Raw genomic sequence first — 11,993 nt, 5'->3', positions numbered from 1 at the left:
AGTGACTGCTGTGGCGGCCAGGAGAACATGACGCCTCATTCGAGCGACCCCTTGATCGTCTTGGTCGAGTCTGCTGCTTGCTGATCCGCGGCCTCGGTGATGCCGAGTGCTTGCTGCAACTTCTGGATCAACTCCGTGAGGTAGTTGAACTGGTAGTGCAGGTGGCCTTCGTAGTACGCGCCCGCCTCGTTGATCCCGTTCGGCCCGTTCACCGCCGCTTGGCTGACCGGTTCTTCTGCCGGCGGTCTCGCCTGCATCAAGTACCGCGCCTTTCGCAACTGCTCGGCAAGTACCTCACGTTGAGTCTTGGCTTTCTCGAGCGTCGCCCGCATTTCGGCCGAGCTCATCGCGAACCCCTGCCCACCAGCTGCCTGCGATCCGCTGCTCGGCATGTCCGTCGCCCAGAAGCTGATTCCGCTGAAAATCGAGCCCGTCATCGTCCTCCCCCTAACCCGTTCAGGGTCGCGTACAGGACATCGGTCAGCGCACCCCGGGTCCCCGGCTGGAAGCTGACCATCCGCTCGCGCCCCGGGTACACGTACGTCAGCACCCGCCCGGTCCCGGCGACGTCCACCGCGGTGATCGGGGCGCTGCGGGTCCCCCGATTCACGGCGTAGCACTGGTGCAGCCCGGTCCGCCGTGCCGCCATCAGCCGGCGCGCCCACGGCAACGGGTCCCGTCCCCGGTCGGCGGTCGGGTCGTCGAGGTCGTAAGACTCCTCGACCGCCCGGCCCGAGAACCGCGCTTCCGGGATCGAGACCGCCGAAATCCGTGCGGGCGGCACCGGCGGCAGCACGTCCACCAGCGACTCCGCGAGCCGCGACGGTTCCACGGCGTCGATCCGGACCGTGTCGTCCTTCCGGATGAGCCGGAGCGCGTCGGGGCCGGCTGCCGACACGAGTACCGCGCCCGACTCGTCCGCTTCGATGTCGCCCAGCCACGCCGTGAACTGGTGGGCGCCCTTCGCCAGGATGCGCAGGACGTCGCGGAATTCGCGCGTCAACGTGCCGCCCGTGGCGAGCCGGAGCGATGCCAGGACGTCGAGGACCTGCTCGTCGAGCCGCTTGCGGGTCTCGCCGCCGAGCCAGAGGTTGTCGGCACCCAGGACCGCGGGCGGTGTGCCGTGCCGTTCCCACTCCCACGCGGTGAGCAGGGCGGCCTTGGGCAGGAAGATCACAGCCCGATCACCGGGGGCACAGTCCGCTCGTCGGAGCCACCGAAGATGCTCTCCGGATCCGCCTCCACCAGGTACGACGCGCGCTGGTGCTCCGCGTCCTCCTCACCCTTACCGCCCTTGGCGCCGGGGCCCATGCCGCCCATCCCCGGCGAGCCCGGTTTGCCCGCCGCGCCGCCGCGGATCCCGCCGGCCGCCCCGGGACGTCCTTCGCCGGGGACGCCGGCTCCGCTCGCCGAGCCAGGGCCGCGGGCCCCCGATCCGGGACCGTTGCCCGCGCCGCTGCTCGCACCGGACGACGAGCCTGGCCCGAACCCGCCGCCACCCGGGCCGAAGCCCGGCCCGAAACCGGGGCCGAAGCCACCTCCGGGGCCCGAGCCGGGGCCGAACCCGCCTGGTCCCGTGCCCGGTGGCTGGTAGCCCGGCGGGTACTGCGTCGACGGCGGCATGTAACTCTGCGCGCGAACGCTGTCGTCCACGCCGGAGGTGTGCGATCCCGGCGGCGTGACGTGCCCTGGCGGCGTGACCTGCCCCGGCGGCGTGACTTGCCCCGGCGGCGGTGGCTGGACGACCGGCGGATGAACGGCCGGCCGCGGCTGCACCTGGGTTCCGATCGACCGGTCGTCGTCACCACCGGTCTGGGTGCGCTTGCGGGCCGGCGGCTCGACCGGCTTCTTCGGGTCCTGCACCGTGAAGTCGCCGCCGGTGTACTCGCGGAGCTGGCCGTAGTCGATCGTGCGGGCCGCGGTGTTCGAGCTGGACTGCTGCGAGTACGCGTTGTACCGCTCGACGTTCTCCTGGGCCTTCTGGTTGTACTGGTTGATCTTGTCTTCGGTGTCGGTGTCCCACGGTGTCGCGACGTCCCAGGCGCTGCGCGTCGGCGGCTGGTCGGTGACGTCCGGATGCAGCGAGTTCCTCAGCTGGTGGAACTGGTCGATCTGCGCCTGGGCCAGCGTCGAGTTGCGGTCCAGGGTGGTGGACGCCGAGGTCGCCGACGCCGTCAACGGCTGGAGCCGCTCCCGGGCCGCGTCCGACGCGCCGCCGGTCCACGCGGATTCGAGACCGGCGGTCAGTTCACGCGTGCCCTGCTCGAGCTGGCGCTGGTAAGCCGACTGGTCGACGCCCGCCTGGTGCACCTGCTGCAGCGACTCGGTGCCGGGACCGGTCAGCACGGCCTGCACCAGCTGGCCGGGTGACAGCCCGGAAGCGTGCGGGTTCGCCGCCCCGGTGCCGGTCTGCGAGCCGACGTACGCCCCCGCGACCGCGCCGGGCAGCCCGCCCGCGAGCAGGCCGACGCCCGCGCCGGTCAAGACGTTGCCGAGCCGCTCGCCACCCGACTGGACGGCGTGCGCGATCTCCGACCCGACGTGCTTGGCAGCGTCGAGCATGTCGCCGAACAACCCCACCGAACAGCGCTCCCCTCGCGTTCGATCTCCCCTCTTGCGTCACGGACGATACCCCACCGGTTACCGGCTGTGCGAAGAATCGACCAGGTCAGGCGATCGCACCTGCCACCGCGTCAGCGGCCGCAACGCCCACATGCACACGACGGCCATGCCGAGCGCGGCGAAGAAGTGCACGACCCACGCCCCGATCAGCGAGGGCCCACCCCACGATCCGGCGGCCCCGGCCTCGGTCCAGAAGAACCCGAAGGTCCCGATCCGCCCGACGAGGTACCAGACCAGCAGGGCGACCGGAAAAGCCACGACGGCGGCGCCGAAGCCACCTCGCTTCGGCTCGGCGCCGAGCCACCGCCGCGCGAGCCGCCGCCGCGCTTTCGGGCCGGCCAGGTACGCGGGCAGCGCGAGCGCCGCGTAGATCGTCCGTTTCCAGTCGGAGATGCTCATGAAAAGCACACTACGAGCCGTTGACCAGGGCGAACACGGGGTTTACCGCCCGGAAGGGGTGGGGAAAACCGGAACTTCGCCGAAACTGTCGGGGCGGTATGCCACACTCGGTCGCCGTACGGTTACTGACGTGAACGGGGAGGTTCGCGTGTCGAACCCTGAGCAGCTGATCGCGGACTTCGAAACCCGGATGGCGGAGTCCCAGCGCAAGGCTGAGCTGATGGTCAGCGAGATCGAGGCGGTCTCGGTTTCCGAGCGCAGCAAAGACGGCCAGATCGGGGTGAAGGTCGACCACGCCGGCAACCTCGTCGGCCTGGAGATCGGTCTGAGCGTGCGAGACAAGCCGGACCTCGCCGAGGAGATCCTCCGCACCGTCAAGTCCGCCCAGAGCAAGCTCGCCGGAGCGATGCAGGCCGGGGTCACCGACCCGGTCGGGCCCGAAGTGATGAACCAGCTGGTCAGTCGGCTCGAGCAGGCGTTTCCGGCGCCCGAACCGGACGGGTTCGCTCCGCCGCGCGACGAGGGTGACCGGTTCGTGCCGGAAGAGGAGCGACAGCTGCCCGCGGCGCCGAAACCGCCGGAGCCGCCGCGCGCGCCGCACCCGTCGTCCGACGACGGCCGCGACGACGACTACTTCAGCGACGGCGACTACCTGCGCTGAAGCGCGGGCGAGGGAGGGGAACCATGGCCGGACCAGGCGGCCCGGGCTTCGCGGTCGACCCGCAGGAGCTGAAGAAACACCGCGAGAACATCGAGGCGATCACCGACCGGCTCGACAAGTGCAAGGAAGCCGCCCGGGCGACCGAGCACCCCGAGGCGTTCGGCCTGCTCGGCATCCCGCTCGCGGCGATCTGCGCCATCGCCCAGCAGGTGGCGGAGATCGCGATCGAATCGGCGTCGACGTCGTCCTACGACCATTCGGCCCGCATCCAGCTGTGGCAGCAGATGAAGGAAGCCGACGAGGCGGAGTTCAAGGACGTCTTCAAGGTGGAGGACTGAGCCGTGGCCGAAAACCCGTTGATCAAGACGGACGCGGCGGACGACCGCAAGGTCTGGGAAGGTGCCGGCCTCGTCCAGGACTTCCTGGACGCGGGCGCCGCCGTTGCCGACGGCAATTGGACCGAAGGCCTGGTGAACGCCGCGTTCGGCGCCGGCGACATCGCGGAACTCGTGGCGGATCCGATCGGGACACTCGCTTCGGCGGCCGTCGGCTGGGCGATGGAGTTCTTCCCGTGGCTGCGCGAGCCGCTCGACTGGCTCACGGGTGACCAGACCGCCCTGGAGAACATGGTCGGGACCTGGGAGAACGTCGGCAAGGAACTGGAGAAGATCAGCACCGACCTCCAGGACACCGTCAAAAAGGACAGCGCTGCCTGGGAAGGCGCCTCGGCGGACACCTACCGTGCGTTCGCCGAAGATCGCGCGGCGACGTACGCGGGCGTCGCGACCGGCGCCAACGCGATCGCCAAGCTGGTCGACATCTGCAAGACGATCCTGAGTGTCGTGCGCTCGATCGTGCGCGACCTGATCTCCGATTGCGTCGGCAAGCTGATCAGCATCGCCTGCCGGTACCTGGGGCCGGCGCTGCCGGTGGGGATGGCCACCGAGGGCACCGCGGAGGCGGTCAAGACCGGCGGCAAGTGCATGAAGTGGATCAAGAAGCTGCTGAAGGCCTTCAAGAAGGCGCAGGAGCTGTTCCACCGCATCAGCGACATCTTCCGGCGGGTCAAGGGCGCTCTGAAGCGCGGCGCGGAGAGCCTGCCCGGCCCGCTCAAGAAGGTCGGCGGGCTGATCAAGGACGAACCGCGCGACACCCGGACGTTCCTGGACAAGGTCCGTGCCGAACGTCCTGATCGAAAGAAGTGGACGGACATCGTCTCGTCGGACAAGCCGCTCGGCGAGAACCTCGAGAACGTCGGCAAGGAGTTCCGCAGCGACGTCCGGAAGGAGTTCGGCGAGAAGTTCGGGGAGAACTTCGGCAAGGAGGTCTGGGACGACGCCAAGAAGGAATGGCGCAAGGAGTCCCGGAAGAAGAAGGCCGAAGGGCTCGACGACTGGGCAAGCGGGGACGACGACGAGGGGTCGAAGAAGGAGACCACCGGCCCCCCGGTCTTCGAGCAGCCGGGCACGCAGCGGATTTCGGGGTCGATCGAGTGACCGGGCCGCAGGGCGATCGATTCGTCGTTTCGCGGACCGACGGGCCGCACTGGATCCTCGCCGGCGTGCTCCTGTGCGTGGCCGGCGGATTCCTCTGGATGGCTTTGGCGGCCACGCCACAGGGTCCTCGCGTGCCCGGGTGGGTCTTCGGCGGAAGCTTCGGACTGCTGGGGCTGAACGTGGTCTTCCGGTCGCTGAAGAAGCCGGTCCGGAACGAGCTCGTCATCGAGCCCGCCGGGATCTCCCGGGTGATCGGCGGAGTCGCGTGGGCGTTGCGATGGGACGAGCTCCGGGCGGCTTCGGTCGTCAAGGGCACTCAGAAAGGCGACCGTCACCAGGTCGTGCTCAGCCCGGCGGACGACCGGTTCGAAAGCCGCAGCCGGAGCCTCGTCCGCATCGGCGACGGTGGCTTCCTGGTGGCCGGGTTCGAGCTGTACGAGACAGAAGTCCCGCGCGTGCGGGAGCTGCTGGCGAAGCACGTCGGTGTCACGGCCGAACGGGTCCCCGGCACCCGAGCTCCCGCGCCACCGCCGCCACCGGTCCGGCCGGCGGTGCCGGAGTGGGTACCGCCGCCGGTCGAGCCGTCCGGTTCCGTCACGATCCACGTCAACGGCTGGAACCGGGTGCTGCTGCGCTGGGTGCGGCTCTTCGCCCTCATGATCGAGGTGGGGCTCGGCGCCGTGATCGAGTTCGGTCCGCGGAACGGGGTCCGCACCGCGTGCCTCGTCGTGTTCATCGCTGTCTTCGCCGGCATGTCCTGGGTGGCAGTCCTCGAACAACAGAGCCGGTCCCGGAAGTCGCGGGTCCTCCTGGAGCTGTCGGCCGCCGGACTCCGGTGGACGACGTACTACCGCAAGTTAACGGTTTCCTGGCCGGAGATCGCCGAGCTGAGGATGCCGTCCGGTCTCCTCGAGTTCCGGCCCGTCGCCGTCGACTTCCCGCTCGACCGTCCGGACCTCGACCACCTGCGGCTGGGCGACGGCTGGTACCGGATGCCACGCGCACTGAGCGAGACGGCGGTGAAGCAGTTCGAAACGCACATCCGCAGCGTCTTGCCGCCGGGCGTGCCCCTGGCGCTCGGCCGGGGGTGACAAGGGCGCCGCCGACGCCGATCACTCGGGGGGCTACGTGATCGGCGCCGGCGACCCGATGCCCTGCCCGGCTCGCGCCGGTTGGGGCAACGTCATCACGTCTCCGCGATAACGCACCAGGAGAGCGGGACCGGGGCCACGAAGTGACGGCCGGGGGACGGACATCCCCCGATCGAGTGACAGGCTTCCGCTGCTCGCATGATTGTCGCACTCAGCCCCGGATAAGTTACAAAAACCTTCACTTTCCCCTTGCTTGCCGGTGCTGACCTGGTCCGGACCGGTTTCTGGCACAGTGCGGGTATGAACTCCGACGTCCTCGTTGTGGGATCCGCCAACGCCGACCTCGTCGTCGCGGTGGATCGGCGGCCGGGCGGGGGGAGACGGTGCTCGGCGGCGACACCGTGCTCTCACCGGGCGGCAAGGGCGCCAACACGGCGGTCGCGGCGGGCCGGCTCGGCGCGGACGTCGCGCTGCTCGGCGCCGTCGGCGACGATCCCTACGGCAGGCTGCTGCTCGATTCGCTCCGCGCCGCCGGCGTCGACACCGGACTCGTGCGCACCAGCGAGCGTCCCACCGGCATCGCCTACATCACCGTCACCCCGGACGGCGAGAACTCGATCCTCGTCTCCCCCGGCGCCAACTCGAGCCTGGAGCCCGCCGACGTCGACGCCGTCTTCGACGGGGTGGAGGTCATGGTCGCCTCGCTGGAGGTGCCGCTGCCGACCGTCGAGCACGCCGTCGCGCGGGCCGCCGAAAAGGGCGTGCGGGTGCTGCTGAACTTGTCGCCGGCGGCGAAGCTGTCCCCGGAGACGCTGGCCAGGCTCGACGTCCTGCTCGTCAACGAGCACGAGGCCGCCTGGCTCACCGGACCCGGCGCGGACTTCCGGAAGCTGCTCGACCTCGGGCCGCGGGCGGCCGTCGTCACGCTCGGCGCGGCCGGCGCCGTCGTCGTCGAAGCGGGGTCGGTGAGCCGGGTGGACTCGCCGAAGGTCGAGGCCGTGGACACCACCGGAGCCGGGGACGCCTTCGCCGGCGCGCTCGCCGCGTCGCTCGCCGACGGTGCCGACCTGGTCTCCGCGGCGAAGCGAGCCGTGCGCGTCGCGGCCTTCAGCGTGACGCGGCATGGCGCGCAGCCGTCCTACCCCACCGCCGCCGACCTGGGGGAATGATCACCCGCGTCGCCGTGTTGCAGGTCACATGGGCGACTCGTTCCACTCGGCCTGGTGGCGCGGCTACGCGGCTCAGCTGCGGGCGATCGCGGACGCGCGCCGTCCCGACCGGCTCGCGATCATGCCGCTCGACGAAACCCTCAAGGCGCTCGGCAAGCAGACCGAACTCGACGAAGGCGTCTACGACGTGCCGCTGGAGGGGGTCGTCGGCACGGTCGCCCGCGCCGGGGACTTCGACCGCGAGTTCCGTCCCCGCAACCGCGCGCTGCGCGACCGCTGGGAGCACCTGACGCGGACATCGGCGGACCTGCCCCCGGTGCGGCTCGTGCGGCTGTCCGACATGTTCTTCGTCGAAGACGGCCACCACCGCGTCGGCATCGCCCGGGCGCGCGGCGTCCGGACCATCCGCGCGCGGGTCCGCTGGATCAGCACGGTCGCGTGCGCGCTGCGCTGCCTGACGCTCGCGGACCTGCCGTCGAAGACCGCCGAGCGCATGTTCCTCGAGCGCGTGCCGCTGCCGAACGACGTCCGCCTCGGGCTGTGGCTCGACGACCCGGCCGACTGGTTCCGGCTCGCCGACTCGGCCGAGGCCTGGGGTTTCCGCCGTATGCTGGCCGGACGGCCCGTGCGCAGCCGCGACGAATTGGCCGACTCCTGGTGGCGCGAGGAGGTCCGGCCGGTGCTCGACCAGGTACGGCGCCGCGGTTTGTGCCCGCCACCACGAGATATCCAGGCGTACCTGAGTTATGGTCTAGACCATGCCTGAGTTTGATGTCGCCTCCGCCGAGCCCGACGCCGCCTCTGCGGGGAGGAGTGCGTCGGCTGTGCCCGATGCCGCCTCCGGGGTGAAGAGTGCGTCGGCAGTGCCCGATGCCGCCTCCGCGGTAAAGAGTGCGTCGGCGGGGGCCCTCACCGGGGTCGCCGTCAGCCCCGGCCGCGCGAGTGGTCCCGTCGTCCGTGTCGCGGAGCCGCTCGGCGAGCCCGCCGCGACCCCCGCCCCGGCCGACCCGGCCGCCGAGGCTGCCCGGATCGCCCCCGCGGCCGCGACCGTCGCCGGCCGGCTGGAGAAACAGGCCGAGGCCGCCACCGGCGAGGCCGCGACGATCCTCATCACCACCGCGGCGATGGCAGCCGACCCGGCGCTCACGGCCCAGGCCGAAACGCTGGTCAAGACTCAGGGCCTGCCCGCCGCGCGCGCCGTCTACCAGGCCGCCGAAGGCTTCGCCGAGGCCCTGGCCGCGGCCGGTGGGTACATGGCTGAGCGCGTCCGCGACGTCCGCGACGTGCGCGACCGGCTGATCGCCGAGCTGCTCGGCATCGCGCCGCCGGGGGTGCCGGAGCTGGCGTCGCCGAGCGTCCTGGTCGCCCGCGACCTCGCCCCGGCCGACACCGCCGGCCTCGACCCGGCGAAGGTCCTCGCCCTGGTCACCGAAGAGGGCGGCCCCACCAGTCACACCGCGATCCTCGCGCGGGCGCTCGGCATCCCGGCCGTCGTCGCGGTGCGCGGGCTGCTCGCACTGGACGCGCAAGCGCTTGCGGTCGACGGCGACACGGGCACGATCGAGGTCGCGGACCCGTCGGCCCCGGTCGTCACGGCGACGGTGGCCCAGCTCGCCGAGTGGAACGGCACGGGCGCAACGGCCGACGGCCACCGCGTGAAGGTCTACGGCAACGTCGGCTCCCCGGCCGACGCCCAGGCCGCGGCCGACGCGGGCGCCGAAGGAGTCGGCCTGTTCCGCACGGAGTTCTGCTACCTGGACGCCTCGGACGAGCCATCGGTCGCCGACCAGCGTGCGGCGTACACGGCGGTGCTTTCGCCGTTCCGCGGCAAGCCGGTGATCGTGCGGACCCTCGACGCGGGCGCCGACAAGCCCCTGGCCTTCCTGTCCCCGGAGGCCGAGCCGAACCCGGCGCTCGGCGTCCGCGGCCTGCGTGTGGCGTTCGATCGCCCCGAGGTGCTGGACCGCCAGCTGGAGGCCATCGCGGGTGCAGCGGGGGATTCCGGCGCCGAGGTCTCGGTGATGGCCCCGATGGTGGCAACGGTCGAGGAAGCAGCCTGGTTCGCCTCGCGGGTGAGGGCGGCGGGCATCGCCCGGGCGGGCGTGATGATCGAGATCCCGGCGGCGGCGCTGAGCGCCCGCGAGATCCTGGAAGCGGTGGACTTCGTCTCGGTGGGCACGAACGACCTCGCCCAGTACACGTTCGCGGCGGACCGCCAGCTGGGCGCGGTGGCCAAGCTCAACGACCCGTGGCAGCCGGCCCTCCTGCGCCTGCTGAAGCTGATCGGCGACGCGGCCAAGGCCACGGGCAAGCCGGCCGGCGTCTGCGGCGAAGCGGCGGCCGACCCGCGCCTGGCCCTGGTCCTGGCTGGCTTGGGCCTGACAAGCCTGTCGATGAACGCCCCGGCAGTCCGCGCGGTGGGAGCAAGCCTGGCGGCGGCAACCCTCGCGGAGTGCGAAGCCCTGGCGGAAGCAACCCTGGCCACGACCGACCCGACATCAGCCCGCGCGGCGGCGCGCCCCTGAGGAACCGGCACGCCGGGCCGGGGTTCGGGCCCGCCGCGGCCGAGCTGATTCGCTCGGCGGTGCTGGCTTGGCCACGCTCGGATCGCTGCGTCTTGTTCGGCGGCGCCCGCTTGCCCGGGGCCGCCTGCGCGCGGGTGCCGCTGAGTCGGTTCGCCGGGGGTTCGGGTCTCTACCCGCTAGGGCTACCCGTCCCTTGGCCGGGTTCACCGTGGGCCCGGGTCGCTGCGAGCCGGGCCGCCGGGTACGGGTCGGCCTGCTCGGCTGACTTCACTTGGCTCGCGATGGCCGATCGCCTCGGCGAGCCCAGCCGCGGCTCGTTTCGCCCCAGCGCGAATCATGCCGCCGCCCGCGGGGGCGCCCCCCACTTTCAGTCTATTGGTCATCACCGACAGTTCTGACCTGTGCGAATCTGGTGCGGCGTGGTTGTCCACATTGATCGAGGGGTGTGGGCAACCCGCCTCAAGCTCGTTCGATCAAAAAGATTCCGGGGCGTTGTCGATCCCGGCCGGGGCCGCTCGACGAAGGGGTGAGAAGCGAAGCACCCGAGTCGAGAGGACCTCACCATGACCGCCACCATCTCCGGCCCGGCCGAAGCCGGCCCCGCAGCGGCCGGCGGCCCGGCGCGAGCCGTCCGGGCCGGGCGTCGGGAATGGGTTGGGCTGGCCGTGCTCGCCCTGCCCACCCTGCTCGTCTCGCTCGACGTCTTCGTCCTCGTGCTCGCCCTGCCGAAACTCGCCCTCAGCCTGCACGCCGATGGCACGGAACAGCTCTGGATCATGGACACCTACGGCTTCATGGTCGCCGGGTTCATGGTCACCATGGGGACCCTCGGCGACCGGATCGGACGCCGGAAGCTGCTGCTCGCCGGGGCCGCCGCCTTTGGGGCCGCCTCCGTTCTCGCCGCCTTCTCCACCAGTGCCGGCATGCTCATCGCCGCCCGGGCCGCGCTCGGGATCGCCGGGGCCACGCTCGCTCCCTCGACGCTGTCGCTCATCGGCACCATGTTCGAAAACCCGCGGCAGCGGGCCGAAGCCATCGGGATCTGGGCCGGCTGCTTCACCGTCGGCGCGATCGTCGGGCCGATGGTCGGCGGCTTCATGCTCGAACACTTCTGGTGGGGCTCGGTCTTCCTGCTCGGCGTCCCCGCCATGCTCCTTCTCCTCGTCATCGGCCCGAAGCTGCTGCCGGAGTACCGGGACGAGAGCGCCGGGCGCCTCGACCTGCCGAGCGTCGCCCTCTCCCTCGCCGCGATCCTGCCCGCCGTCTACGGCGTCAAGGAACTCGCGCGCGATGGTGTCCACCTCACCGCGGTGCTCGCCCTCGGTGCCGGGCTGGTCATCGGGTACGTCTTCGTGAAGCGGCAGCGCACCCTTGCCGACCCGCTGATCGACTTCAGCCTGTTCGCCGCGAAGGCGTTCCGCACCACCCTCGGCGGGATGCTGCTGTTCAGCATGCTCGGCGGCACCACCATGCTCTTCGTCGCGCAGTTCTTCCAGCTCGCGCAGCACCTGTCCCCGGTCGGGGCCGCGCTGGGGCTGCTGCCCGGGATGGCCGGCTCGACCGTCAGCTTCCTCGCCGCTCCCGTCCTCGCCCGCCGGGTGCGGCCCGGCGCTCTGATCGCCGGCGGGGTTGCGCTCGCCGCGTCCGGCATGGTGATCCTCGCCTTCGTCGAGCCCGCGGGCGGACCGGTGTGGCCGTCCCTGGGGTTCGCCGTGACGTCGCTGGGTGTCGGGCCGATGGTCGCGCTGGGCACCGACCTCGTCGTCGGCTCGGTCCCGGTGCGCAAGGCGGGCGCCGCCGCTTCGCTGGCCCAGACCGTCAACGAGTTCGGCTACTCCTTCGGCCTCGCCACCGTCGGCACGCTCGGCAACGCCGTCGCCCGCTCCCACGGCCTCCCCGCCGGGCTGCACGTCGCCGCCGGGCTCGCCGCCGTCGCCTTCGCCGTCCTGGTGTGGTTCGTCGCCCGGCACCTGCGGTCGATCCGGCCGCTGGCCGTCTGACGAGCGAAGGCCTCCCCACCCGATGCCTGG

11 protein-coding genes and 1 pseudogene are annotated in these 11,993 nt (G+C 71.5%); 8 read left to right on the top strand and 4 right to left on the bottom strand.

All coding sequences use genetic code 11. The features are described from left to right. Positions 1-35: 35 nt before the first annotated feature. Genes QRY02_RS37350 through QRY02_RS37335 form a run of 4 tightly spaced genes read right to left on the bottom strand, consistent with a single transcriptional unit; the run spans position 36 to position 3,021 of the window. The gene (locus QRY02_RS37350) at positions 36-437 is read right to left on the bottom strand and encodes a hypothetical protein (protein ID WP_285987469.1); all 402 of its coding nucleotides are present in this window, start codon (positions 435-437) and stop codon (positions 36-38) included. Next, a complete protein-coding gene (locus QRY02_RS37345; protein ID WP_285987468.1) occupies positions 434-1,177 on the bottom strand; it encodes an ESX secretion-associated protein EspG in 744 nt (247 codons plus the stop codon). The genes QRY02_RS37350 and QRY02_RS37345 overlap by 4 nt, the downstream gene beginning before the upstream one ends. Beyond that, positions 1,174-2,580: a hypothetical protein gene (locus tag QRY02_RS37340; RefSeq protein WP_285987467.1), complete on the bottom strand. Its 1,407-nt coding sequence runs from the start codon at positions 2,578-2,580 to the stop codon at positions 1,174-1,176. The genes QRY02_RS37345 and QRY02_RS37340 overlap by 4 nt, the downstream gene beginning before the upstream one ends. Positions 2,581-2,640: 60 nt before the next feature. Continuing rightward, a complete protein-coding gene (locus QRY02_RS37335) occupies positions 2,641-3,021 on the bottom strand; it encodes a hypothetical protein (RefSeq protein ID WP_285987466.1) in 381 nt (126 codons plus the stop codon). A gap of 148 nt (positions 3,022-3,169) precedes the next feature. On the opposite strand from QRY02_RS37335, the gene QRY02_RS37330 reads away from it, so the two are divergent. The 8 genes and pseudogenes from QRY02_RS37330 (at position 3,170) to QRY02_RS37295 (ending at position 11,963) form a co-directional block, all read left to right on the top strand. Beyond that, positions 3,170-3,682, top strand: a complete 513-nt coding sequence (locus tag QRY02_RS37330; RefSeq protein WP_285987465.1) for a YbaB/EbfC family nucleoid-associated protein — start codon at positions 3,170-3,172, stop codon at positions 3,680-3,682. 23 nt (positions 3,683-3,705) lie between these two features. Next, complete coding sequence (locus QRY02_RS37325) at positions 3,706-4,020, top strand: hypothetical protein (RefSeq protein WP_285987464.1); 315 nt, start codon at positions 3,706-3,708, stop codon at positions 4,018-4,020. A 3-nt stretch (positions 4,021-4,023) separates the two neighbouring features. Further along, positions 4,024-5,178: a WXG100 family type VII secretion target gene (locus QRY02_RS37320; RefSeq protein WP_285987463.1), complete on the top strand. Its 1,155-nt coding sequence runs from the start codon at positions 4,024-4,026 to the stop codon at positions 5,176-5,178. Continuing rightward, a complete protein-coding gene (locus QRY02_RS37315; protein ID WP_285987462.1) occupies positions 5,175-6,269 on the top strand; it encodes a hypothetical protein in 1,095 nt (364 codons plus the stop codon). Before QRY02_RS37320 ends, QRY02_RS37315 begins: the two co-directional genes overlap by 4 nt. 300 nt (positions 6,270-6,569) lie before the next feature. Then, positions 6,570-7,438: pseudogene (locus QRY02_RS37310) on the top strand (ribokinase). A gap of 28 nt (positions 7,439-7,466) precedes the next feature. Beyond that, entirely contained in the window at positions 7,467-8,204 is a 738-nt protein-coding gene (locus tag QRY02_RS37305) for a hypothetical protein (RefSeq protein ID WP_285987461.1), read from the top strand. Positions 8,205-8,301: 97 nt separating this feature from the next. Continuing rightward, a complete protein-coding gene (gene ptsP, locus QRY02_RS37300; RefSeq protein ID WP_285994030.1) occupies positions 8,302-9,963 on the top strand; it encodes a phosphoenolpyruvate--protein phosphotransferase in 1,662 nt (553 codons plus the stop codon). A gap of 563 nt (positions 9,964-10,526) precedes the next feature. Then, a complete protein-coding gene (locus QRY02_RS37295) occupies positions 10,527-11,963 on the top strand; it encodes an MFS transporter (protein WP_285987460.1) in 1,437 nt (478 codons plus the stop codon). The last annotated feature ends 30 nt before the right edge of the window (positions 11,964-11,993 follow it).

The organism is Amycolatopsis sp. DG1A-15b (assembly GCF_030285645.1).
In the GTDB taxonomy this organism is placed as follows: Bacteria; Actinomycetota; Actinomycetes; order Mycobacteriales; family Pseudonocardiaceae; genus Amycolatopsis.
The sequence above is the reverse complement of the archived record's forward strand: the minus strand, read 5'-3'. Positions and strand labels throughout refer to the sequence as shown.